25 protein-coding genes are annotated in these 23,952 nt (G+C 59.6%); 24 read left to right on the plus strand and 1 reads right to left on the minus strand.

Annotation, left to right across the window (positions count from 1 at the left end; all coding sequences use genetic code 11):
* The first annotated feature begins 228 nt into the window (after positions 1-228).
* The 23 genes from ttcA to NCG89_RS16780 all read left to right on the plus strand — a co-directional run bounded on the left by ttcA (position 229) and on the right by NCG89_RS16780 (position 22,812).
* A complete protein-coding gene (ttcA, locus tag NCG89_RS16670; RefSeq protein WP_251087692.1) occupies positions 229-1,149 on the plus strand; it encodes a tRNA 2-thiocytidine(32) synthetase TtcA in 921 nt (306 codons plus the stop codon).
* 320 nt (positions 1,150-1,469) lie between these two features.
* A complete protein-coding gene (locus NCG89_RS16675) occupies positions 1,470-2,381 on the plus strand; it encodes a hypothetical protein (RefSeq protein WP_251087693.1) in 912 nt (303 codons plus the stop codon).
* Positions 2,371-3,390, plus strand: coding sequence for a flagellar motor switch protein FliG (locus tag NCG89_RS16680; protein WP_251087694.1), 1,020 nt, complete (start codon positions 2,371-2,373; stop codon positions 3,388-3,390). Before NCG89_RS16675 ends, NCG89_RS16680 begins: the two co-directional genes overlap by 11 nt.
* An 83-nt stretch (positions 3,391-3,473) precedes the next feature.
* Complete coding sequence (locus NCG89_RS16685; RefSeq protein WP_251087695.1) at positions 3,474-3,842, plus strand: Hpt domain-containing protein; 369 nt, start codon at positions 3,474-3,476, stop codon at positions 3,840-3,842.
* Entirely contained in the window at positions 3,839-4,813 is a 975-nt protein-coding gene (gene fliM, locus NCG89_RS16690; protein WP_251087696.1) for a flagellar motor switch protein FliM, read from the plus strand. Before NCG89_RS16685 ends, fliM begins: the two co-directional genes overlap by 4 nt.
* Before the next feature lie 3 nt (positions 4,814-4,816).
* Positions 4,817-5,176 (plus strand): flagellar motor switch protein FliN, encoded by a 360-nt coding sequence (fliN, locus tag NCG89_RS16695; RefSeq protein ID WP_251087697.1) that lies wholly within the window; start codon positions 4,817-4,819, stop codon positions 5,174-5,176.
* Positions 5,177-5,198: 22 nt separating this feature from the next.
* Positions 5,199-5,750 (plus strand): hypothetical protein, encoded by a 552-nt coding sequence (locus NCG89_RS16700; RefSeq protein WP_251087698.1) that lies wholly within the window; start codon positions 5,199-5,201, stop codon positions 5,748-5,750.
* Positions 5,740-6,573 (plus strand): MinD/ParA family protein, encoded by an 834-nt coding sequence (locus tag NCG89_RS16705; RefSeq protein ID WP_251089389.1) that lies wholly within the window; start codon positions 5,740-5,742, stop codon positions 6,571-6,573. Before NCG89_RS16700 ends, NCG89_RS16705 begins: the two co-directional genes overlap by 11 nt.
* 2 nt (positions 6,574-6,575) lie before the next feature.
* Positions 6,576-7,055 (plus strand): response regulator, encoded by a 480-nt coding sequence (locus NCG89_RS16710; RefSeq protein WP_251087699.1) that lies wholly within the window; start codon positions 6,576-6,578, stop codon positions 7,053-7,055.
* Between the two features lie 216 nt (positions 7,056-7,271).
* The gene (locus NCG89_RS16715) at positions 7,272-8,042 is read left to right on the plus strand and encodes an Hpt domain-containing protein (RefSeq protein WP_251087700.1); all 771 of its coding nucleotides are present in this window, start codon (positions 7,272-7,274) and stop codon (positions 8,040-8,042) included.
* Between the two features lie 99 nt (positions 8,043-8,141).
* On the plus strand, positions 8,142-8,786 hold the full coding sequence (gene ccmA / locus NCG89_RS16720; RefSeq protein WP_251087701.1) for a cytochrome c biogenesis heme-transporting ATPase CcmA: 645 nt from the start codon (positions 8,142-8,144) through the stop codon (positions 8,784-8,786).
* A complete protein-coding gene (gene ccmB / locus NCG89_RS16725) occupies positions 8,770-9,459 on the plus strand; it encodes a heme exporter protein CcmB (RefSeq protein ID WP_251087702.1) in 690 nt (229 codons plus the stop codon). Before ccmA ends, ccmB begins: the two co-directional genes overlap by 17 nt.
* A gap of 104 nt (positions 9,460-9,563) precedes the next feature.
* Complete coding sequence (locus NCG89_RS16730; protein WP_251087703.1) at positions 9,564-10,310, plus strand: heme ABC transporter permease; 747 nt, start codon at positions 9,564-9,566, stop codon at positions 10,308-10,310.
* Positions 10,310-10,546 (plus strand): heme exporter protein CcmD, encoded by a 237-nt coding sequence (gene ccmD, locus NCG89_RS16735; RefSeq protein ID WP_251087704.1) that lies wholly within the window; start codon positions 10,310-10,312, stop codon positions 10,544-10,546. The genes NCG89_RS16730 and ccmD overlap by 1 nt, the downstream gene beginning before the upstream one ends.
* Complete coding sequence (ccmE, locus tag NCG89_RS16740) at positions 10,546-11,001, plus strand: cytochrome c maturation protein CcmE (protein ID WP_251087705.1); 456 nt, start codon at positions 10,546-10,548, stop codon at positions 10,999-11,001. Before ccmD ends, ccmE begins: the two co-directional genes overlap by 1 nt.
* Complete coding sequence (locus NCG89_RS16745) at positions 10,998-12,980, plus strand: heme lyase CcmF/NrfE family subunit (RefSeq protein ID WP_251087706.1); 1,983 nt, start codon at positions 10,998-11,000, stop codon at positions 12,978-12,980. Before ccmE ends, NCG89_RS16745 begins: the two co-directional genes overlap by 4 nt.
* Positions 12,967-13,515: a DsbE family thiol:disulfide interchange protein gene (locus NCG89_RS16750; RefSeq protein ID WP_251087707.1), complete on the plus strand. Its 549-nt coding sequence runs from the start codon at positions 12,967-12,969 to the stop codon at positions 13,513-13,515. The genes NCG89_RS16745 and NCG89_RS16750 overlap by 14 nt, the downstream gene beginning before the upstream one ends.
* Positions 13,515-14,027 carry a cytochrome c-type biogenesis protein gene (locus tag NCG89_RS16755; RefSeq protein ID WP_251087708.1) on the plus strand — a complete coding sequence of 171 codons (513 nt, stop codon included), beginning with the start codon at positions 13,515-13,517 and terminating at the stop codon, positions 14,025-14,027. The genes NCG89_RS16750 and NCG89_RS16755 overlap by 1 nt, the downstream gene beginning before the upstream one ends.
* 11 nt (positions 14,028-14,038) lie before the next feature.
* Entirely contained in the window at positions 14,039-15,241 is a 1,203-nt protein-coding gene (gene ccmI, locus NCG89_RS16760) for a c-type cytochrome biogenesis protein CcmI (protein WP_251087709.1), read from the plus strand.
* A 127-nt stretch (positions 15,242-15,368) separates the two neighbouring features.
* On the plus strand, positions 15,369-18,866 hold the full coding sequence (smc, locus tag NCG89_RS16765; RefSeq protein WP_251087710.1) for a chromosome segregation protein SMC: 3,498 nt from the start codon (positions 15,369-15,371) through the stop codon (positions 18,864-18,866).
* A 137-nt stretch (positions 18,867-19,003) separates the two neighbouring features.
* On the plus strand, positions 19,004-20,158 hold the full coding sequence (gene zipA / locus NCG89_RS16770; protein WP_251087711.1) for a cell division protein ZipA: 1,155 nt from the start codon (positions 19,004-19,006) through the stop codon (positions 20,156-20,158).
* A gap of 18 nt (positions 20,159-20,176) precedes the next feature.
* The gene (ligA, locus tag NCG89_RS16775; protein WP_251087712.1) at positions 20,177-22,207 is read left to right on the plus strand and encodes an NAD-dependent DNA ligase LigA; all 2,031 of its coding nucleotides are present in this window, start codon (positions 20,177-20,179) and stop codon (positions 22,205-22,207) included.
* Positions 22,208-22,230: 23 nt separating this feature from the next.
* Positions 22,231-22,812, plus strand: coding sequence for a transglycosylase SLT domain-containing protein (locus NCG89_RS16780; protein WP_251089390.1), 582 nt, complete (start codon positions 22,231-22,233; stop codon positions 22,810-22,812).
* Positions 22,813-22,825: 13 nt separating this feature from the next.
* Here the strand turns inward: NCG89_RS16780 and gloA are convergent, their stop codons facing one another.
* Positions 22,826-23,266, minus strand: a complete 441-nt coding sequence (gloA, locus tag NCG89_RS16785; protein WP_251087713.1) for a lactoylglutathione lyase — start codon at positions 23,264-23,266, stop codon at positions 22,826-22,828.
* A 120-nt stretch (positions 23,267-23,386) separates the two neighbouring features.
* Here gloA and NCG89_RS16790 point away from each other — a divergent pair, with 120 nt between their 5' ends.
* Positions 23,387-23,836 (plus strand): NAD(P)H-dependent oxidoreductase, encoded by a 450-nt coding sequence (locus NCG89_RS16790; RefSeq protein WP_251087714.1) that lies wholly within the window; start codon positions 23,387-23,389, stop codon positions 23,834-23,836.
* Positions 23,837-23,952: the final 116 nt, after the last annotated feature.

The following is a 23,952-nucleotide window of genomic DNA, read 5'->3' on the forward strand; positions in this document are numbered from 1 at the left end:
GCTGCCAGTCTGGCAGTGTCAAGCTTTTGCGTCTCCCGTCTCCCGTCTCCCGTCTCCCGTCTCCCGTCTCCCGTCTCCGGTACGCCGGCCGCCCGCACCCAAAGCACTCGCTGCGCTCGTGGGGCAGGCCCTCTCCGGTAAAGCCTCTCCCGCGAAATAGCTGAAAACTCAGCGCCGCTTCGCTATACTGCGCCGCTCAAATTTTGCCCAGCTCCCCCGGATCATCCCATGTCTTCAACTCTGCCCAAACTGGAATTTAACAAGCTGCAAAAGCGCCTGCGTCGCCATACCGGGCAGGCGATTGAAGATTACCGGATGATCGAGGACGGTGATCGCATTATGGTGTGCCTGTCTGGCGGTAAAGACAGCTACACCATGCTCGATATTCTGATGAATCTGCAGAAAAGCGCGCCGGTGAAGTTTGAGCTGGTCGCAGTGAATATGGATCAAAAGCAGCCGGGGTTCCCGGAGCATATTCTGCCCACCTATCTCGATGGCTTGGGCATTGAGTACTACATCGTTAACAAAGATACCTACTCCATCGTCAAGCAGAAGATCCCCGAAGGTAAAACCACTTGTGGGTTATGCTCCCGTCTTCGGCGGGGCACGCTCTATGCGTTTGCCGAGGAGATTGGTGCCAATAAGATCGCCCTCGGCCACCATAAAGATGACATCGTCCAGACCCTGTTTCTGAATATGTTTTATGGCTCTCGCCTGGCGGGAATGCCGCCCAAGCTGCTCTCTGATGACCGGCGCAATGTCATTATCCGTCCACTGGCCTACTGCCGGGAGGCGGATATTGATGCCTTCGCCGAGTACAAGGGATTTCCAATCATCCCCTGCAATCTGTGCGGTTCGCAGGAAAACCTCCAGCGCCAGAATATTCGGCAAATGCTGCTGGCCTGGGAAAAGAGCGACCCCAGCCGGATTGAGAAAATCTTCTCTGCCATGCAGAACATTGCGCCCTCGCAAATGGCCGACCCCAACCTGTTTGATTTTGCCAATCTGGCTATCGACCGCAGTGGCGAGCGGCAGGAGTATGCCTTTGACGCGGTGCAAACCGTCGACGCCGGTAACGTACCGCAGCGTGGCCAAGGCTGGGAACCAGGCCGCGCCGATTTTATTGAGGTCACCCAGCTCCCCTCCTGACCCCGCGGCCGCTGAGCCGGCGGCCCGGCGCTCCCCACCTTTTTGATTTGCTCCCGGAAGGCGTATTGGGCCAACTGGGTGCCTGTTGGCCCGATTTCTGCTCTTTATCCCATAACGGGCTGTTTTTACGATATAAATCCTAAAGTAGTCAATTTATCGACACTTTTGCGTGTTTTGATCTCGTAAGCGTCAAAAAAACGACATTTCGGGTGCTTTACCCTTTGCGACCCGCATCTCTGTGGCGTCGCTTAGGAGGGGCGGTAGCGATTCAAAGGGGAGTCTCGGCGAGGGGCCGGGGCAGGTGGGAGATTACCAGCGTCATGAGCAGACAGGTTTCGCAACAGACGGGCGGCGCAATACTGGCATTGCTGGTATTGGGCGTGCTGCTGTCCGCACTGCTGTTACTGGGCCTGTCGCTCAGCGCAGAGTCGTCGGTGAAGGCCGGTGGCCCGTCCTCAACGAGGTTTGCCGAGGCCGTTTCTGGTCCGCTTGTCCAGCCCTTGGGCAGTGACCGTTCGCTGGATGGCGATTGGGACCCGCGCAGCCGACGCGAGCAAGCACTGGCAGCCAAATTGGCGCACCTGTTGTCACCTTTCTTCGCCGCCGATGAATTTCGTATTGCCGTTCATGATGGCCCACTGCTTGGCGGCGCGCTGGCGAGCCAGCAGCAACCTGCCGAGGCCTCCGCCGCAGAGGCGGCGTTGCCGGGGGATGGCAGCACGGGGCGTGAGGGTGACGCTCAGCCCCAGCAGAGCTCGCCGCTGCAGGTTATTTTGCTGGTAAATCGTCCCGCAATTGATGGCCAGTTTGAATTGCTGCTGCGGCAGATTTTGCTGCCGGCCCTCGGCCTGGGGCCGGAGCAGGCTGGCGCTCTGCGGGTGATCGCCCATCCCTTCAGCGGGCCGCCCGGCAGCGCAGATGCCGACACCACTGGGAGTGTGGCCGCCATGTCTGCCGATGCCATCCGCCAGTGGCCAGCCCGACTGGGTGTGGGCCTGAGCCTGGTGGTGGGGCACTTGCTTCCCTGGCTGCCGGTATTGCTGACCTTACTGTTGGCCGTTGTGCTGGTGGCATTGGTCGCGGTGGTGATCGGGCGAGTCCGGCAGCGGGGCGCGTTGCCAAATGGGGTGTCTGCGACCCAATCCCTGGGTGAGTTGCGGCGTATCTCCCGGGAGGAACCGCGCCGCATTGCCAACGTATTGAGTCAGTGGATGGAACAAGATGAACGCTAACAATCGGGATGCTGTTACCCCCCTGAGCCGTACCGAGCAGGCTGCGATGGTGTTGATGTCGTTAGATCGTGAGGAGGCGGTTGCAGTGATGCGGGAGTTGCCGCCGGAGAGCGTGCAGCGGCTCAGCGCGGCGATGTTGAATCTGCAAGATTGCGGGCAGGACACGATTCACGGCGTTCTCCATCAGTTCTTGATGGATGTCGGGCAGGCGTCGTCGGTTCGGTCATTCAGCCATGAGCATCTGCGCGGCATGCTGGACGAGGCCCTCGGCCGTGAACGGGGGCGCTTGCTCGGCGAGCGGGTTGCCGCCGTCAGCGCCGACAGCCAGATCGCCAAACTGCGCTGGCTCGATGCCCACAGCGTTGCGGATATTCTGCGCCAGGAGCACCCCCAGCTGCAGGCGGTCATGCTGGCATGTCTCAGCCCCGAGCAGGGCGGTCAGGTATTGCTGTCATTGCCAGAGGAGCAGCGTCGTCAACTGTTGGAGCGGCTGGCCCGCTTGGAAAGTATCTCCTCTTTTGCATTGGAAGAACTGGATGCGGTGCTGGCAGGGCATCTGAGTCAGACCGGGGTCGAGGTGAAGCAGCGCCTGCAGGGCGAGCGTGTTGCAGCGGATCTGTTGAAATCACTGTCTGCCCAGGACGAAAGCGACCTGCTGGGCGCGATGGCCCAACAGGACCCCCAGCGGGCAGCGCGGGTGGAGGCCATGATGTTTGGTTTTGCCGATTTGCTGCAATTACCCACCGCCGAGTTGGCCAAGGTGCTGAGCCCGCTGGCGGTGGACTTGCTGGCGATTGCAGCCTGGGATCTGCCGCTGGCGGACCGCAATCGCATGATGGCGGCGCTGGCCCGCGCCCCTGCCAAACGCCTGGCAAAGTTACTGAGCACCTCGCCCGCACCGGGGCGCCGAGCCGTGGAGGAGGCGCGCACGGAGATCGTTGGGGTGGCCCGGAAGATGGCTGATATCGGCGAAATTGTCATCGACATGCGCAAATTGGCAGCGGCATAACGGTGATGACTGTTGCCCAGACAAGGCCTGCGATAAGCTGGACGCGAGTATCGAGGAATTCTGGACGAAAGGATGTTGCGGCAATGGACCACGCAATTTTAGATACCGGGCTGCTGGACGAATTGTGGGAGGTGATGGAGGAGGAGCTCAGTCAGCTGCTGGATGCCTTCTTACACAGTACTGAGCAGCAATTTGCGGCCTTGCAAACGGCCCTGGCCGAGCAGGATGCCGAGACGCTGCGCAAGGGTGCGCATACCATGAAAGGCGCTGCGGCCAGCGTCGGTGCGGTGAAACTGTCAGAGCACTTTTATGAGCTGGAAAATTGCGCCCGAGGGGGCCAATTCGATCAGGCGAGTCTGGCCTTGACGCTGTCACGGCAGGGATTGTTTGAGTTTGAGCAGGCGCTGACGCAATGGCGCGCCAGCGTTTCAGGCCAGCGGGAATATCAATGAGCGCCGATGATATTTTGTCTCAAGACGAGATTGACGCGCTGCTGCGAAGCGCGGATCGCGGTGAGTTTAATCAGGTTGCCCAGAGCGGTGGCGCGCGCACCTTTGATCTGGCCAGCCGCCGCCATTTACGACGGGAATCCCTGCCAGGCCTGGAGCGACTGAATCAACGTTTTGCCGAGCAGTTTCGTGCCAGCCTGTCGCGTTTGCTGGGCCAGGCCACGGAGGTGGTGCCTCAAACCGTCCAGTACACCAGTTTTGGGGCGTATCAACACAGTCTTTTTATTCCCAGTAGTCTCACCATCGTGCGCTTAAACGGCTTGGGTGGCGGGGCAATGATCATGGCCGATGCCCGCTTGGTGTTTCGCCTGGTGGATCGCCTGTTTGGAGGTAGCGGGCGCAGCGGCGGTGGCGAGGGGCGGGATTTTAGTGTGGCGGAGAACCGCCTGATCGAGCGGTTTTCCAACCTGCTCATTGAAGATTTAAACAACGCCTGGTCACCCGTGTTAGCACTGGATTGTCAGTTGATCGGCAGGGAAGTGAACCCGGTGATGGCGGTAATTGCCGGCAGCTCCGATGGCGTGCTGGTGAATCGCTTTGCCGTAGACAGTGAAGGCACCGGGGGCGAGTTCCACCTGGTGGTGCCGGCCGCAACCCTCGACCCCATTCGCGACAAACTGCAGCGGCCTGATTTACTGGACCGGGCGACATCCGCTGACCCCCAGTGGCGCCAAGCCCTGTCTTCGGCGGTGCTCGATACGCCAGTGGCCACCAGCGTGTTACTGGCCGAAAAAGAAATTAGCCTGCGCGCCCTGGCCCAGTTACAGGTCGGCGATGTGATTAAGCTGGGGGGGCGGGACAGTAGCCTGTTGAAAGCGGCGGGGGTGCCGGTGTTTCGGGGGCAGTTGGGCATTGTGGATCAGCGCCTGGCACTGAAGCTGGGCGAGTCGCTATTGCAGCCGGGGAGACGGTGATAAATGGATGAGCAGAATAATGAACTTCGCCGCCAGCGGGAAGCGCTGAAGGGGGAGCTGGGTGGTGAAGACCAGCGTCTGGGCAATCGGGTTCACGTTGAACCCGACCTCGAGCGGGTGCTGGATATCCCGGTGCGCCTTACCCTGGAAGTCGGCGGGACTGATATCGCCATTCGCGACCTGCTGCAGTTGCACCAGGGTGGCGTGGTCGAGCTGGAGCGGATGGCTGGTGAGCCCTTGGATGTGCGGGTCAACGGGACCTTGATTGCCCGCGGGGAGGTGGTGGTGGTCGACGACCGCCTGGCCATTCGTCTGACCGAAGTGGTGAGTGCGGCCGAGCGCCTGCAGTCGCTAAAACGATAAAGCTCTGCCGAGTGGGACAGACGTGGCGACCCAACGTTTAATCTTTGAATGCGCTGATCTGGCCATTTTAACTGAGGCCAGAAGTTTGCTGAGCCAGCACTATCTGCACAGGTGGCGCTGGTCGGTACTCACCGAGCAAGTCGCTGCCGTGCAGCGCCTGGGGCTGCCGCTGTGCCCCTTCGGCCAGCGCCATCCGGTAATGGCGGTTGCTGCCCGTTGGGCTTTTTGGGGATTGCTGCTGGGCGCTGGGATGGCATTGATCCTGATCGGGCTGTTCGATCCTCCCCGAGGTCCGCTGCGGGCAACGGCCTGCTGGAGCCTGCCGATCTGTGTGAGCAGTTTTGCGGGCTGGCTGGGTGGAATGCGCGGTCTGACGTTGGATCATCCTGCAATTGTCGGGTTTTTGCCCAATATTGCCGCCGGGCGGCATGTGGTGTTGCTGGATGTAAAGGACGTTGATCAGCGCTTGGTCAAACGGGTGATGGCGATGGCCGGTGCCCGCAAAGTCGGGGAGCATCCGCTGGGCTTACGCTGGGCCCGTATATTTCCGCCGAGGGGGGAGCATAGTGAGTAAGCCGGTACAGGTGATCGCGATCAGTGGCGGCAAAGGTGGCGTGGGTAAAACCAATGTGGCCATCAACCTGGGTTGCGCGCTGGCGGAGGCCGGTAAGCGAGTGGCGCTGCTCGATGCGGATTTTGGCCTGGCCAATGTTGATGTGCTGCTGGGCTTGAAAGCGCAGCGCAATATCGAGCAGGTCATTGATGGCCAATGCAGTCTCAACGACATCATGCTGGCCGGGCCTGCGGGCATGAAAGTGATTCCCGCATCCTCGGGCACCCGGCGATTGACCCGCCTGGACAATTTCCACCATGCCGGGCTGATCCGGGCCTTCAGCGATGTCGCCTCTCAAATCGACGTCTTGCTGGTGGATACCGCGGCGGGCATCGGTGATTCGGTCGTGAGCTTTGTTGCGGCGGCCCAGGAGGTACTGCTGGTCGTGTGCGATGAGCCCTCGTCGATTACCGATGCCTACGCCATGATTAAGGTGTTAAGCCGGGACTACGGTAAGCAGCGCCTGCGAATTTTGGCGAACATGGTGCGCAGTGAAGAAGAGGGCAGAGCGCTGTTTGAGAAACTGCAGCAGGTGTGTGATCGCTTTCTCGAGGTCAGTTTGCTCGATGCGGGTTGCGTCCCTTTCGATGAGGCGCTGCGTGATGCCGTGCGCCAGCAGCGGCCCCTGGTGCTCGAAGCGCCGAGCAGCCCTGCTGCACGGGCCATTCGGCGGCTGGCTGCGCAGGTTCAGACCTGGCCATTGCCACGGCGGTCCCAGGGACACCTGGAGTTCTTTGTTGAGCAGCTGCTTGACCCCTCAGGCATTTCCGCCGGGCGGGGCTGATTGTGATTGGCGGGGGTGAGACAGGGCCGGACCCTTTTCGCGACGTTAGCGATGAGGATGGAGGCGAAGGTAGCTCCCCGGCGGCCCCCCGGCGGCGCAAAGACCTGCGCATTCTGGTGGTGGATCATGCAGATGGCGCCCGGCGGATGTTGCGCGCCTTACTCTATGATATTGGCTGTCGGCATGTGATTGATGCCACCGACGGGGTGTCTGCACTCACAAGCCTGCACAACGAATCCGTGGATTTGATGATTGTTGAGCTGCATCTGCCGGGTATGTCGGGCCTGGAGCTGTTGCGGGCGGTTCGGGCCGATAGCAAACTTCGTGAGACACCCGTGTTGGCGGTGGCGGCTGAAGCCCGGCGCCAGCAAGTGATTGAACTGGTTCAGGCCCAGGTGAATGGCTTTTTGCTGCGCCCCTTTTCCGCCGCCATGCTCGAAGCGAAATTGACTGAGATTCTGGCCAGCTTCTTGCGTTATTAAATCCTTGCGCGGTGGCAGCAATTTCATAGACGCTGGTCTGGTCCGGGCGGGTGATGATATGTCTCCGGGGGCTGTACCCTAGTGGCGTAGGCTTGGCCCCAGGCGCCGCAGCAGGTTTGCGCTGTGGGTGCGTCGGTTGAGTAAGTAGTGTGAGTGAGTCGTTCGGTCAATGTCAGTCTGTTGTCGCTGCTCAGGCAGTGAGGAGGCAAATTCAGTATGCAAGAACTTGGCGGCGAGGATAGCTTGCTGAGTATTTTTCTGGCGGAAGCCAGTGAGATTCTGAGCCGCATGACCGCCCAGCTCGGTGAGTTGCGCGAGGGTTTTGACAGCGTGGGTCTGCTGGACGAACTGCACCGCGGTTTTCACACCCTGTATGGCGGTAGCCGCGTGCTTGAGTTGGCGGGTGTGGCGGAGCTCTCCCTCGCCGGCGCCGATTTGATTCAGCAGCTGCGCGGGCGTCGCAGCTCGCTGACCCCCGGGTTGCTGGCACTGATCGAAGCGGTCGCCAGTGAATTGGCGGCGATGCTCGCTGCAGCAGGAGGTGGAGAAACGTTGCCGGAGATGCCCGATGCACTGCGCCAACGTCTCGCGCAAGCCTCGACCCGCAAGCAGCCTGCCGGGAGCGCCCCATCTTCGCCAGTGATGGCAACGGCGGCCGATGAGGGCTTGGCAGCGGTAGCTCCGGCCCCGTCGCAAGACCGTCGTCACCTCGTCGCCGATGATGCCAATCTGCAGACGCTGCCCGACTTTAGCGAGGAGTTGAAGCTGGGCTTTCACGATGGCGATGATGAGGTTTTGGGGTCAGCTCGTCTGTTTGAAGAGTTAAGCTATTTCAGTCGCGAGCTGAACTGGGTGCGAGATCTGTTGTTGACCCTGCAAGACAGCGGCAGCCGGGACGAAAAGCGGCGGGCGCTGGCCTTTCTGGATTTGCTGGCCACCGACATTGAAGGCTGGACCGCTCGCAGTCGGCAGCGTTTTCGACAGTAACCTCCTTTTCCATCATTCGTCTGCGGGGTGGCCCGGTGTTGAATCGGGTATACTTGGCGCGGTTTTTTTGCATGTTTTTTGGCACAAGTGAGCGCGCGGTTGGCTGACCCCCTTCTGGAAATCCAACAATTAAGCAGTGAACGGGACGATCGTCTCCTGTTCAGCGAGTTATCCTTTGCTCTGCAGGGCGGCGAGCTGCTGCAGGTGTCTGGCCCTAACGGCAGTGGCAAAACCACTTTGCTGCGCATTCTGGCCGGCCTGTCCACCCGGTATGAGGGCGAGCTGATCTGGCGCGGCCAGCCGATGGCCCGGGCTCTAACCGGCTTTCGCAGCGAGAGCCTGTATCTGGGGCACAGCCTGGGAAACAAAGCGGTGCTCAGCCCGCTGGATAATTTGCGCTGGTCCTGCGCCCTTCGCGGTATTGAGGTGGCCGAGGCTGACTTGTTTGCTGCCTTGCACAAATCTGGGCTGGCGGGCTTTGAACAGCAGCCCTGTCAAACTTTGTCTGCGGGTCAGCAGCGGCGCGCGGCGCTGGCGCGGTTGTTTTGTCAGCCCGCCGCATTGTGGATTCTTGACGAGCCGTTCACCGCAATTGATCAGCGCGGCGTTGCTGAAATGGAATCCTGGCTGGCCGACTTTTGCCGACAGGGCGGCGCGGTGCTGTTAACCACCCATCATCGGCTCAATATCGACTGTCCCCACCGTCTGGTGGAGCTGGGGGGTGGCTATGGCCAACTCGCCTAGTTTGCTGGGGGTGGCCCGGGCGGTGCTGCGGCGGGACCTGACCGCCGCCTTGCGCAGGGGCAGCGAGTGGAGCAATCCACTGATTTTCTTTTTGATGGTGTGCTCCCTGTTTCCCCTGGGTATCGGCCCCGATCCAACGTTGCTGGGTGTGCTGGCGCCGGGCATCGTCTGGGTGGTGGCCCTGTTGGCTTCATTATTGGCCACCGACCATCTGTTCCGCGGCGATTTTGACGACGCCAGCCTCGAGCAAATGCTGCTGAGCCCGATGCCCCTGTACCCCCAGGTGATCGCCAAGGTGCTGGCGCACTGGCTGATGACTGGCCTGCCGCTCAGTTTGCTGTCACCGCTGCTGGCACTGATCCTGCAAATGCCCAGCGGCGGTATCGGGGTGATGACGGTGAGCCTGCTGCTGGGATCAGGGGCCTTGAGCTTCATCGGCGCCATTGCGGCAGCGCTGACGGTCGGGCTCAGAAAAGGGGGCTTATTGCTGTCATTGATCACGCTGCCGCTGTATATTCCGGTGCTGATTTTTGGCAGCAGCGCCGTGCAGGCGGGGGCTCAGGGCTTGCCCTTCGGTCCTCAGCTGGCCATATTGGCGGCCTTTCTGCTGGCGGCGCTGGCATTGGCACCGATTGCCATTTCGGCGGCGCTGCGCATCAGTATGGATCAATAAATATTGGTGTCAGGTAAAAATATTTGCCCCATTATGGCGCCGATTGCCGGCGGCTGGCAGCACAGTGGGGCATTACCGAACGTGGTTTTGGAGAGATTTCAAGTTTGGCTTCTTGGGCTTGGTTTCATAAATGGGGATCGCCGCGCTGGTTTTATCAGCTTAGCGGAAGGTTGATTCCCTGGCTTGCGGTACCCGCTGTGATACTGCTCTGTGGCGGTTTCGTGTGGGGCCTTGCTTTTGTGCCGGCCGATTTCAAGCAGGGCAACAGCTTCCGTATTATTTATATTCACGTGCCCGCTGCCGCGGTGGCGATGGGCGCGTACATGACGATGGCTACCGCCGGCGCCGTGCATCTGATCTGGCGGATGAAGTTAGCCGCCATGGTGATGAAGTGCATTGCCCCGGTGGGCGCAGCACTGACCTTTCTTGCCCTGTTAACGGGGGCCGTGTGGGGTAAGCCCACCTGGGGAACCTGGTGGGTGTGGGATGCCAGAATCACCTCTGTGCTGATTCTGTTTTTTCTTTACCTGGGGGTGATCGCCCTGCACCAGGCCTTTGATAATCGCGATGCGGCCGCCAAGGCCTGCGCGGTGCTCGCGATTGTCGGCGCGGTCAACATCCCCATCATCTACTGGTCCGTAGAGTGGTGGTACAGCCTTCATCAACCGGCCAGCATCAAATTTGTCGGTGAGTCGACGATTCACCCCTCCATGCTTCGTCCACTGATGGCAACGCTGGCAGGAATGTATCTGTTTTTAGGGTGGATTGTACTCAGTTACACCCGGGCTGAAATCCTTGAGCGCGAGCGAAATACGCGCTGGGTGAAAGATCTGGTAGAGGGAAAGTCATAGTGTTTTTTGACAGCTTCTCAGCGCTGTTGGCGATGGATGGTCACGGCCCCTATGTGTGGTTCAGTTACGGCGTTTCGCTGTTGGTGCTGGGGGCGCTGGTGTTTGGCGCCGGGCAGCGTCGCCGGGCGGTGGAGCGGCGGATTCAGGCCATAGTGCGCCGGGAGCGCGCAAGCCGCAGCCAATCTACGCAAAGCCAGACGGCTCACGAGCAGATCAATCAGGGGAGGGCGGGCTAATGCATCCGGTACGTAAACAACGCTTGCTGATTGTGCTGTTTATCCTGGTGGCGGTTTCGGTGGCCGCGGGCTTTTTGGGCTACGCCTTGCGGGAAAATATCAATCTGTTCTACCCCCCTGCAGAAATCGTGGCGGGCAAGGCGCCGCTGGATCGGCAGATTCGCGCCGGTGGTATGGTGGAGCAGGGCAGCGTGGTGCGCAGTGAAGACAGTCTTAAAGTGCGTTTTGCGGTGACCGATTACAGCGCGTCAGTGCAGGTTGAGTATGAAGGCATTTTGCCGGACCTGTTCGCCGAGGGCGAAGGGGTGGTGGTGTCGGGCACCTTGGGCAGTGACGGTGTATTCCAGGCCACCCAGGTACTGGCCAAGCACGATGAGAACTACATGCCGCCGGAAGTTAGTGATGCGCTGAAGCAATCTGAAGCACGCAAGCTTGAGGAGTCGGCTGGCTCGTGATTGTTGAGTTTGGTCATTTTTCGCTGATTCTGGGCCTGTGCTTTGCGCTGGCGTTGGCGGTATTGCCGATGTTGGGTGTGGTCCGCGGCGATGTTCGCGCTATGGCGGCGGGGCGCTACCTTGCCTTTGGTCAGTTTTTGTTCACCAGCCTTGCGACCGTGTGCCTGTTGATTGCCTTTCTCGGTGATGATTTCTCGGTCGATATTGTCGCCGCCCAGTCCAACACGCTACTGCCTGTCGCCTATAAATTCAGTGCGCTGTGGGGCGGGCACGAGGGCTCGCTGCTGCTGTGGCTGGAAATTCTCACCCTGTGGACGGTCGCGGTGGCAATTTTCTCGCGCCAGTTGCCTTTGGACATTTTGGCCCGGGTGCTATCGGTGATGGGGATGATCGCCGTCGGTTTCTTCGGCTTTGCCCTGTTCACCTCCAACCCCTTTGCCCGGCATCTCATCAACACACCCGCTGAAGGGCAGGACCTCAATCCGCTGTTGCAAGACCCTGGCATGGTGATTCATCCGCCCATGTTGTACGTGGGCTATGTGGGTTTCTCGGTGGCCTTTGCCTTTGCCATTGCTGCCTTGCTCAGCGGGCGTATGGATGCCAGCTGGGCGCGCTGGTCACGGCCCTGGACCAATGTCGCCTGGGTGTTTCTGACGGTGGGCATCACTCTCGGTAGCTGGTGGGCCTACTACGAACTGGGCTGGGGCGGCTGGTGGTTCTGGGACCCGGTAGAGAATGCCTCGTTTATGCCCTGGTTAGTGGGCACCGCGCTGATCCACTCCCTGGCGGCAACGGAAAAGCGGGGAGTGTTTAAAAGCTGGACGCTGCTATTGGCCATTTTTGCCTTCTCCTTGAGTTTGCTGGGGACCTTCCTGGTACGTTCAGGGGTGCTGACCTCGGTTCATGCTTTTGCTGCCGACCCCACTCGGGGCATGTTTATTCTCGGGTTTTTGTGCATTGTGGTGGGTGGTTCGCTCACCTTGTATGCCTTCAAAGCGCCATCGGCGAGCAGTGGGGTGGCCTATACCAAACTGTCGCGGGAAGCCCTGCTGCTGGTGAACAACCTGTTGCTGGTGGTGGCCACCCTGACGGTGTTGCTCGGCACATTATTCCCGCTAGTGATGGATTTTGCCGGTCTGGGCAAATATTCGGTGGGACCGCCGTATTTCAACGCGATCTTTGTCCCGCTAACCTGCCTGCTTGGCCTGGCCCTGGGCCTGGGGCCATCCTCTCAGTGGAAGCGCACCCGCTGGCAGGACTGGTGGATGGTCATGCTGGGCGCCTTTATTGCCAGTGGCCTGTTGGCGCTGATTTTGCCCGCCTGGCTTGGCGGCAGCTTTCACGTGGGCGCGACCCTGGGCGCCCTGCTTGCCGCCTGGATTGTGGCTAGCAGCGCGGTTAATTTGCGCATCAAACTGCGCCACGCCAGCTCCTTAGCGAGGGGTTTGAAGCGGCTGACCCCCTCTTACTACGGCATGTTGCTGGCCCACATTGGTCTGGCCTGCAGTATTTTGGGGGTGGGCATGACCACCAGCTTTCACGACGAACGGGACCTGCGCATGAGCGTGGGTGAGCAGGTGGAAACCGCCTTTGGTTACCAGCTTCGCTTTAACAGCCTCGATTCAGTCGAGGGCCCCAACTATGTCGGTCAGCAGGGGCATTTCACCCTGTTTCAGGATGGTCGCGAGCTAGCGGATCTGCGCCCCGAAAAACGTCGTTATCACGCTCGGGGGCAGCAGGTGATGACCGAGGCCGCGATTGATCCCGGTATTTGGCGGGATGTGTACGTGGCGATGGGCGAGCCCGTGGGCAAAGATGCCTGGGCGGTACGAATTCATATCAAACCCTTCGTGCGCTGGATTTGGGGCGGGGGTGTGTTGATGGCGCTGGGTGGTTTGCTGGCCATTCTCGACCGCCGCTATCGCCCCGCGCCAGGCAAGCAACGGGCAAATGATGGACAGGATTATGGAACGGCTTAAGCTTTTTTTACCGCTGATTATTTTTGTCATTCTCGCCGCCGTCTTTTTTGGGGTTCAGCGTGACGCGAAAACGGGCGACTACAGCCCCACCGCACTGCCATCGGCACTGGTGGGCAAGCCGCTGCCCGCGTTTTCTCTGACAGAGCTGAATTCGGGTGAGGTCCTGCAGCGGGACGATCTGCTGGGCAGCTGGTTTTTGCTGAATGTGTGGGCAACCTGGTGTCCCTCTTGCCACTTTGAGCATCCGTTTTTGGTGGAGCTTGCCCAACAAGGGGTGCGCATTTATTCAGTGGATTACAAAGACAGTGCGCCCGAAGCCCGGGAATGGCTTGAGGAGAAGGGCAATCCCTACCTGGCGACGCTGTTTGACCCCGACGGGACGCTGGGGCTGGACCTGGGAGTGACCGGCGCGCCGGAAACTTACGTGGTGGATGCCCAAGGTGTCATTCGTTTTCGCTATCAGGGCGCCCTGGATGCCAAAATTTGGCAGCGGGAATTTGGCCCGATCATTGCCGATTTGGAAGCGGGTCAATAATGGCGGGGTTCCCAAAGTATCAACGACTAGCGCGAGCCCTTGCGGCCACGCTGTTGGCAGTGTGGGCCTGCACCAGCCTGGCGGTGATCGAAACCTATTCCTTTGATAACGACCTGCAGCGCCAGCGCTACCAGCACTTCATTGAAGAGCTGCGTTGCCCAAAATGCCAGAACCAAAATTTGTCTGGCTCTGACGCCGCCATCGCCCAGGACCTGCGCCGCGAAGTCCATCGCATGATTATGGCGGGCAAGAGCGATACCGAAATTACCCAGTACATGGTGCAGCGCTATGGTGAGTTTGTGCTGTATCGGCCGCGGGTGAACGCGGCTACTGCGGTGCTTTGGTATGGCCCTTTTGTACTGGTGCTGATTGGCGGGGTGGTCTGGTGGCGTTTGTCGGCCCGGCGGAATGCGCCCGTCGCTAAAGAAACTGATCTGACACCGGCGGAGCAAGCACGCTTGGCAGCGCTGATGGAAGAGTCTGATTCTGACCACGGGGGGGCGCAAGGGTGACTGAGGTCACGATGAGTCTCTATCTCGGTCTGGCGGTGCTGATTTTTCTGGCGCTGCTGATTGTGCTGCTGGCGTTCAGCCGCAGCCGACTGGCCTCCGAGGGAAGCCGGCATCTGCATGCCCAACAGGGTTTTTTCCGGCAGCGGCGCAAGGAACTCGCGGCCGATCTGGCCAGTGGGCTAATTGATCAGACCCAGTTCGATGATCTTGAGCGGGAGCTCAAGCGCCAACTGGTCAGCGAGACGGAACAGGAGCCGGATTTTAAGCCCGGTGCGTCGGGGCGAGGGCAATTCTTTGCGCTGTTGGTGCTGATTCCGGCGGTGGCGATTGGCCTCTACCACTTGCTTGGGTATCGGGAAGACCTGCAGCTCAAGGCGATGCAGCGTGAAATCGTTGCGGCCCAGCAGCTCACTCCGGCCATGCTGACGGAGTTTGAGGCCCAGGTATTGCGGGGGCTGGAAAAGCGGGGCGACAGTCCCGATCATCTGGCCATGATGGCCAGCCTGCGACGTCAGGCGGGGGATTTCGCCGGTGCGGCGCCTTATTACCAGCGCCTGCTCGCACTGTTTCCCAACGATGCTGACCTGATGGCCCAGCTTGCCCAGGCCCGGTATCTGGCCAACAATCGCCAGCTCGACGATGAAATGCGTGCCTTGCTGCGTCAATCCCTGAGTATCGATCCGGCCCAAACCACTGCGTTGGGTGTACTTGGTATTGATGCCTTTGCCGCCGGCGATTACACCCAGGCGATCAATTACTGGCAGCGTCTGTTGCCTGGCCTGGCCCCCGGCAGTTCGGAGCAGGCGGTAATCCAGCAGGGTTTGGCAACCGCAAAGGAGCGCGCCATTAGTGCGGGCACACTTACCGGCTTGACCGTCGACATTACCCTTGCCGCCGAGCTTGCTCCTCCACCGAATGGCGTGCTGTTTGTGGTGGCAAAAAGCGCCGATGGCAATCCCATGCCGGTGGCGGCGCTGCGGCAAAGGGTGGGCGAGGGCAGCTTCCCCTCCAGGGTCGTGCTCACAGATGCCGATGTGATTCGCCAGGGCAAGACGTTGGCTGATTTTGCTGAGCTATTGATCTCGGCCCATATCAGCCGCAACGGCACGGCTATCCGCCAGCCGGGTGATCTGGCGGCGCCCTCTGCAAATGTCACTGCGGGGGAGCGCGACGCCATTGCCCTGCAAATAGACCACCGGGTCGGTGAGCCCTGACCTGAGTGGTCGCCGCGGGCTTTTCCACGCTCAGCAAATTCTCCTTTTACTGTGTGGCTGGCAGGCTATAATCTCGCTTTGCTAAAAATCACGGCTGTCGGCCTCAAAACGGACTTCCAAGCATTCTATGCGCCTGAAAAGCATCAAACTGGCGGGATTTAAATCTTTCGTCGACCCAACAACCGCTCATTTTCCCACCAACCTGTCGGCTGTGGTCGGCCCCAATGGCTGTGGCAAGTCCAATATCATTGACGCCGTTCGCTGGGTAATGGGTGAAAGCTCTGCCAAAAATCTGCGCGGCGAGTCGATGACGGACGTTATTTTTAACGGCTCGGTCAACCGCAAGCCGGTCGGTCAGGCCTCTATTGAACTGGTGTTCGACAACAGTGCCGGCAAGTTGGGCGGCGAGTACGCCCGCTACAACGAAATTGCCGTGCGTCGCAAAGTCACCCGGGAAGGCCTCTCTGAATATTATCTCAATGGCACCAAGTGTCGGCGCCGGGATATTACCGATATTTTCCTCGGCACCGGTTTGGGGCCGCGCAGTTACGCCATCATCGAACAGGGCATGATCTCGCGCTTGATCGAATCCAAGCCGGAGGAGCTGCGGGTCTTTGTCGAGGAGGCGGCGGGTATCTCCAAATACAAAGAGCGCCGCCGGGAAACCGAGAACCGGATGCGTCGCACCCAGGAAAACCTGGAGCGCCTCACCGACCTGCGCGATGAGCTGGAGCGCCAACTTCAGCACTTGCAGCGTCAGGCCGCGGCAGCTGAAAAATACACCGAGTTCAAGAAAGAAGAGCGTTTGCTCAAGGCCCAGTTGCAAGTGCTGCAATGGCAGGTACTTGACGCCCAGGGTCAGGAAAAAGACCAGCAAATTAGTCGGCTGGAGTTGGACCGTGAGGCGGTGGTGACGGAGCAGGTCGCCGTCGACAATGCCATCGAGCAAGCCCGGGACCAGCACAGCCAGCTGAACGACAAGTTTAACGAGGTGCAGGGGCGCTACTACGCCATCGGCACCGAGATTGCCAAGGCCGAGCAGACCATCCAGCATCAACAGGAGCGCCGCCGCCAGTTGAGCGAAGATCTTGCCCAACTGGAAACCAGTCAGGTTGAAACCCGCGACCACCTGGAAAGCGACCGGGAAAATGCCCTGCGCTGGGAAGAAGAGCTCGAGATGATCGCGCCCGAGTTGGAAATGATCGAAGCCGAGGAAGAAAGCGCGGCTGAGGCGCTGGTGATTGCCGAGGAAGCGATGCAGTCCTGGCAGCAGCGGTGGGATGAATTCAACAACAGCGCAGCCCAGCCCCGTCAGCGGGCCGAGGTTGAGCAGTCCCGCATTCAGCATCTGGAGGTGAGCCTGCAACGCCTGCAGGAGCGCATTCAGAAAGTGGAGCAGGAACGCCGCAGCCTGGTTGGCGACGACGAGGGCGATGATATCGAGCTGTTGCAGCAGCAAACCGCGGAGATGGAACTGACCGCAGAGGAGTTGCAAGCCCGTCTCGACGAACTGTTGCCCAGCATAGAAACCTGCCGGGAGCAGATTAAAACCGGCGAAGATCAGCTCAATCAATTGCGCAGCGAACTGCAGAAAGGCCGCGGCCGGGCTGCCTCCCTTGAAGCGTTGCAGCAGGCGGCCCTCGGCCAGGATGATGGCCATGCCAAGTCCTGGTTGGAGAAACATGGCCTGGCGGATAAGGGCAGCTTGGCGGAGCAGCTGCAGGTTGATCAGCAGTGGCAGCAAGCCGTGGAAACGGTGCTGGGTGACCAGCTGCAGGCTCTGCGTATTGACAGCCTCGACGGCCTGGCCGGGTTACTGCCAGAGCTGGAGCAGGGTAACCTGAGTTTTATTGTTGCCAGCGACGATGGCGTGGCGCCCCCCGGCAGCCTGGCCGACAAAGTCAGCGGCGCTGGCGCCTTTGCCGCGGCCCTGCAAAAGATCAAAACAGCGGCGGATTTACCCACTGCGCTGGGTATGCGCGACGCGCTGAAGGATGATGAGTCGGTGATCACCCCTGAGGGCCTGTGGCTGGGACGATATTGGCTGCGGGTCAATCGTGGTGTTGCCCAGCAGGGTGGGGTGTTGCACCGCCAGCAAGAGCTGCAGGAATTGCAAGCGCGGTTGGAGCAACTCGACGGCGACATCAACCAGCTGGTTGATTCACTCGAAGACAATCGCACTCGCTTGAAGTCCCTCGAGGCCGAGCGGGAAGAGGCCCAGCGCGAGATTCAGCAACACAGCCGCAAACAGAGTGAGCTGCGGGCAGAACTCAGTGCGCAACAGGCTCGCAGCGAACAACTGCTCGCCCGGCGGCAGCGCCTCGATGCGGACGTTGAGGAGCAGCGCAAGCAGTATCAATTGGAGCAGGAATCCCTGGCCGAGTCGCGAATGACGCTGCAAGAAGCGATCGAGGCGATGGAACAGGATTCGGGCAAGCGCGAGGCCTTGCTGAAAGAGCGGGACAGCAATCGCACCCAGTTGGATGGGGCGAGGCAAAAGGCCCGGCAAAGTAAGGATCACGCCCACCAGTTGGCGATGCGCCACCAGTCTCTGCGCACCCAGCGCGACGCCGTGGCCCAGAATATTCAGCGCGCCGAGGTCCAGTTGGAGATGCTGGCCCAGCGCCAAGCGCAAATTGAAGCCTCACTGGGAGAAAACGATAGCCCGGTGGATGAGTTGCGCATGAATCTGGAAGCGAATCTGGACAAGCGGCTCCGCGTGGAAGAAGAGCTGGCAGAGGCTCGCCGCGCGCTGGAGACGGTGGATCAGCAGTTGCGCGAAAACGAGCAGCGCCGCCACGGCATTGATCAGCGCCTGCAGGAAGTGCGCGGCAAGCTGGAGCAGGCCCGCCTGGAGCGCCAGAGTCTGCAGGTGCGCGGTAAAGCCCTGCAGGATCAGTTGCAGGAGGCCCAATTTAACCTGGAAGCGGTTCAGGAAAGCCTGCCCGAAGATGCCTCCGAAGCGAAATGGCTGGAAGAGTTGGAGGCCGTGGGGCGGCGCATTACCCGCCTGGGGCCGATCAACCTGGCCGCCATTGAAGAGTACAAGCAGCAGTCTGAGCGGAAAAACTACCTCGACTCGCAAAACCAGGATCTGGAAGAGGCGTTGGAAACGCTGGAGTCGGCGATCAGACGGATCGATAAGGAAACCCGCAACCGCTTCAAAGAAACCTTCGACAAGGTCAACGCCGGGTTGCAATCCCTGTTTCCCAAAGTCTTTGGTGGTGGCAATGCCTACCTGGAAATGACCGGCGACGATCTGCTCGATACGGGCATTTCCATCATGGCGCGGCCGCCAGGCAAACGTAACAGCACCATTCACTTGCTGTCGGGTGGCGAAAAAGCCCTGACGGCAATCGCCCTGGTGTTCTCTATCTTCCGGCTGAACCCCGCGCCCTTCTGCATGCTTGATGAGGTCGACGCGCCGCTGGACGACGCCAACGTGGGGCGCTACTCGCGCATGGTGAAAGAGATGTCGTCAGAGGTGCAGTTTATCTATATCAGCCACAACAAGATCGCGATGGAGATGGCGGATCAATTGATGGGGGTCACCATGCACGAGCCGGGTGTCTCTCGACTGGTATCGGTCGACCTCGAGAAAGCGGCGGAGATGGCAGCGATGTAACCGGCCTCGATTAAGGTCCCATCGGTTGGGCGGTGGATATTTGCCAATCTGCGTGGAACAATACCGCAGAGGTTTAATCCAACTGCCAAAGCAAATATAAGCATATTGGCCGTTTCGGTCGGGGTAAGGGCGTTGTAATGGATCTGTCAGTCAGAGACTGGTTAATCGTCATTGGGTGTTTGCTGGCCGCCGCAGTGTTGCTGGATGGCTATCGGCGGATGCGCAGTGATCGTCAAGAAGCAATCCGGATGTCGTCGCGCAAGCGCCGGGAAGGTCGTGAAGACGGCGATGACGAATTGATCAATCCGGAATTGCCCGGTGGCAGTGCCCGGGTGGTGGCAGTGAGAGAATCGCCCAGTCTGCATGTGAAGCGTGCAGGCGCCGATCAACCGAAGAAAAGCGCCAAGTCAGCACCAACACCATCGTCTCGGGAAGCGCGTCAGGAGCCCGAATTCGGCGATGACGACGACATTCTTTTTACCGATCCTGCCGATGAATTTGCCTCTCCCTCGGCCAGATCTGCGCCAGTGGAGCCCCATTGGGATGCGTCAGAGGACGTTGACCCAGATTTCTCTGAAACTGACCTTGAGCCCATTGCCGCCGTTTCATCGCGTGATTCTGTTGCCGCCCCTGAAGCGTCGCTTTCGGACCACATGATCCCAGACAACGCCGCGCCGGAAAGTGCCGAGCCCGAGGTGCCCTTCGGGCGTGATGAATCCGATCATGTTGTGCCGGAGCCCAGCCTGAGTGCGGACAGAGCGGAGCGAGTGGCGGTAGAGCCGCCGGCGGAGATTGCCGCCAGCCGCCGGAGCAAGCAGGAGAGCGCATCAACAAGTAAAAGCAGCGAAGGTCGTGGCGACGAGTATTCAGAACTACTGGTGCTCAATGTGGTGGCGCCCAAGGATACGCCCTACAACGGCGCGGACATGCTGCAGATTCTGCTGGCTTGCGATGTGCGCTACGGCAAGATGAATATCTTCCACCGCTATGAAAAGCCCGATGGCACCGGCGCGGTGCAGTTCAGTATCGCCAATTTGGTTGAGCCAGGGGACTTTGATCTGGACGGCATTGAAGAATTTACCACGCCGGGCCTGGTGTTCTTTATGAACTTACCGGGACCGGAGAAGAGCATGAAAGCCTTTGACGCGATGGTGGAAACGGCGAAATGTCTGGTCAGCAACCTCGGTGGCGAGCTGCGTGACCAGAGCCACAGTGTCGCGACCAAGCAGACACTGGAGCACTATCGCCAGCGTATTCGCGATTTCGAACGCCGCCAGCTCACGCTGATGTAAGGACGGCTTCTTGCCAGCATGACAAATTCAACCTCGCCGGATCAGCGCGCAGCGGAGCTGCGCGATCAGCTGCATCTCTACAGTCATCAATATTACGTTCTTGACCAGCCGCTGGTGCCCGACGCCGAATACGATCGACTGTTTCGCGAATTACAGGCGATTGAGGCGGAGCATCCCGAGCTGCGCTCGCCGGATTCACCGACCCAGCGCGTGGGGGGTGAACCGCTGTCGGCTTTCAAAACCGTCCGTCACGAAATTCCCATGCTGTCGCTGGACAATGCCTTCTCTGAAGATGAGCTGCGGGACTTTGATCGCCGCGTGCGCAGTCGTCTTGCTGATGAGCAGTCCTTCCATTATGCCTGCGAGCCAAAGCTGGACGGTATCGCCGCCAGCCTGTTGTATGTCGATGGCATCCTGGTGCGGGGGGCAACTCGCGGCGATGGGCAGCAGGGTGAAGACATTACCGAGAACGTGCGCACTGTCGCGTCGGTGCCACTGAAATTACGCGGTGCTGGCTGGCCGGATGAGCTGGAAGTGCGTGGCGAGATTTATTTGCCCCGGGCGGGCTTTGAAAAAATTAACGCCAGTGCGAGGGAGGCGGGCAACAAGCTTTTTGTTAACCCGCGTAATGCCGCCGCCGGCAGTCTCCGGCAGCTTGATAGCCGCATCACCGCCAGCCGCCCATTGGAGATGTGCTGTTACAGCATTGCACTGCGCGACGATCAACAGGAGTTGGTGGCCAGCCACAGCGAGGCCCTGGAAAAGCTGGCCCAGTGGGGCTTTTTGGTGAGTCCCTTATTGAAAGTGGTAGACGATATCGATGGCTGTTTAGCCTACTACCGCGATCTGCTCCAGCAGCGGGACGGCTTGCCTTACGATATTGACGGGATTGTATTCAAGGTTGATGAGCTGGCAGTGCAGCAAACATTGGGCTTTGTCTCCAGGGCGCCCCGTTGGGCGATAGCGCATAAATTTCCCGCCCAGGAGGAAATGACCACGCTCAAGGATGTGGAGTTTCAGGTAGGGCGCACCGGCGCCGTGACCCCGGTGGCGAAACTGGAGCCGGTCTTTGTGGGCGGGGTTACGGTGAGCAACGCCACGCTGCACAATTTTGACGAGATTCAGCGGCTTGGCGTGATGATCGGCGATCAGATCATTATCCGCCGAGCCGGCGATGTGATTCCCCAGGTGGTGCAGGTAGTGGAAGGCAAACGTCCCGCCGATGCCCGCCCAATTCTCGTGCCGGAAAACTGTCCGGTGTGTGACAGCCCCCTTGAGAAACCGCCGGGAGAGGCGGTGCTGCGCTGCACTGGTGGCCTGATCTGTGGTGCCCAGCGCCGCGAGGGGATCAAGCATTTTGCCTCTCGCAAAGCCATGGACATAGACGGCCTGGGCGACAAGCTGGTTGATCAGCTGGTAGAAGCCGGTTTGATTGAGACGGTCGCTGATTTATTCCGTCTCGAGGCGAGCCAGTTAGCCGAGCTGGAGCGAATGGGCCAGAAATCAGCGGAAAATCTGGTGGCGGCGCTGGAAAAGTCCAAGCAAACCACGCTGCCACGGTTTCTCTTCGCCCTCGGAATTCGGGAAGTGGGGGAGGCCACAGCGCGAAACCTCGCCCTGCATTTCACCACCTTGGCGGCGCTGAAATCGGCAAGCGAAGAAGCGTTGCTGGCAGTCACCGATGTGGGCCCCATTGTGGCAAGCCACATTCATGCCTTTTTTGCAGTGGCGCACAATCAGGAGGTGATTGATGCACTGCTGGCTGCCGGGGTTCATTGGCCCGAAATTGCTCAGAATGTGAGCGCCCAGCCCCTTGCCGGGCAGACTTGGGTGCTGACCGGTAACCTGGATCGTATGACCCGCAGTGAGGCCAAGGAAAAACTGCAGGCCCTGGGGGCAAAGGTGGCTGGTAGCGTTTCGGCAAAAACTGATTGCGTGGCTGCCGGTGCTGCGGCAGGCTCCAAGCTGAAAAAAGCGGAAGAGCTGGGTGTGAAGGTGATTGATGAGGAAGGTTTGATCGCCGTGCTGAAGCAGGGCGGACAATTGTGAGAAACGGTTTGACGCTGCTGTTGATGGTGTTGGCGGTATCTGCCTGTACCACGGCGCCGCCACGTAACCCTGACAATATCTGCGATATTTTCCGTGAGAAAAGCGGCTGGTACAAAGATGCCAAAGCCGCCGCTAAAAAGTGGAATTCGCCCATCCCGGTCATGATGTCCATCATGCATCAGGAATCCAGGTTTGTGGCCAATGCCAAACCGCCGCGCAAATTCTGGCTGGGTTTTATTCCCGCAGGCCGGGTGTCAGATGCCTACGGATATCCCCAGGCCAAGGATGCCACCTGGCGTTGGTATAAAGATAAATCCGGAAACTGGGGCGCAGATCGGGATGACTTTGAAGACGCCATTGATTTTATCGGTTGGTACAATAATGTGAGCTACCGATTGAACGGCATCTCACCCTCTGACACCTACAGTCTGTATCTCGCCTACCATGAGGGGCACGGTGGGTTTAAACGCCGAACCTTTTCCAATAAGCCCTGGCTGCAGCGGGTGGCCAGTAAAGTGACCGCCCGGTCGCAAACCTACCAGGGGCAGTTGGCGATCTGCGAAAAGGATCTGGACCGGGGCGGCTGGTTCTTTGGCATTTTCTAGTAGGCCATGCGTGTTACCACTGGCCGGTATTGGCCATCGACAGCCAGGGCTCTGCCGGGGGTTTTGGCTCGCCTTTCTGTAGCAGTTCGATAGAGATATTGTCGGGGGAGCGGATAAAGGCCATGTGCCCATCCCGGGGCGGACGGTTGATGGTCACGCCGCCGTCCATCAGCGTTTGGCAGCTCTGATAAATATCGTCTACCGCAAAGGCAAGATGGCCGAAATTGCGTCCGCCGCTGTATTCCTCGTCATCCCAGTTATAGGTGAGTTCGATTGTCGGACGCTTGTCTTGCTTGGCCGCGTTCTCGTCTTCGGGCGCGGCTAGAAAAATCAGGGTGAACCGACCCTTCTCACTGTCGTAGCGAGAGATCTCCCGCAGGCCGAGCAGATCGCAATAAAAGTGAAGGGACGCCTCAAGGTCCCTGACTCTTACCATGGTGTGCAGATACTTCATAGCAACTCCTTGAGGGTAGTCATTCAATGGGTGGCGGCACTTTGTCGCTGGGCGGATAGGCGCTAAGCTGGTCCGGTGTGAGCGCAGTAAAGGTTTACCAGGGTGTCGGAAAAGAAGAGTTTGCTTATTGTCTATCACAGCCAGTCGGGTCGCAACGAGTCCCTTGCCCGGGCGGCCTACCACGGGGCGCGTGAGGCCGAGCCCGCAATGAATATCCATTTGCTGCGTGCCGCAGAGGCGGGGATGCGTGATCTGCTGGGGGCTGCTGGGCTGCTGTTGGTGTTTCCAGAATATTCCGGCTCAATGGCTGGCGGGATGAAGGAGTTTATGGACCGCTGCTTTTATCCCGCCATCGATCGCCAGCTCAATTTGCCATTTGGCATGTTGATCTGCACCGGCAACGACGGCCGTAATGCTGAGGTCCTGGCGGCCCGTATTGCCAAGGGAATCCCCTGGATACCTGCCTGCGAAACCCGGATATTTCGAGGCCGGCCGGACGACAGCACGCTTACCGAAGCGGCAGAAACCGGCGCCGCGTTAGCGGCTGGGGTGGCAATGGGCATTTTCTAGCCCGCTGTGATTGGGTCGGCCGGATTGACTCGTCTCCCTGTTTTCCAGCCGATGGCAATTACACAAAAGCTGACTATATTCGATTTACAAGTCGAGATTTCCAACTAAACTGCAGT

The sequence above is a fragment of the Spongiibacter taiwanensis genome (assembly GCF_023702635.1).
Taxonomy (GTDB): domain Bacteria; phylum Pseudomonadota; class Gammaproteobacteria; order Pseudomonadales; family Spongiibacteraceae; genus Spongiibacter; species Spongiibacter taiwanensis.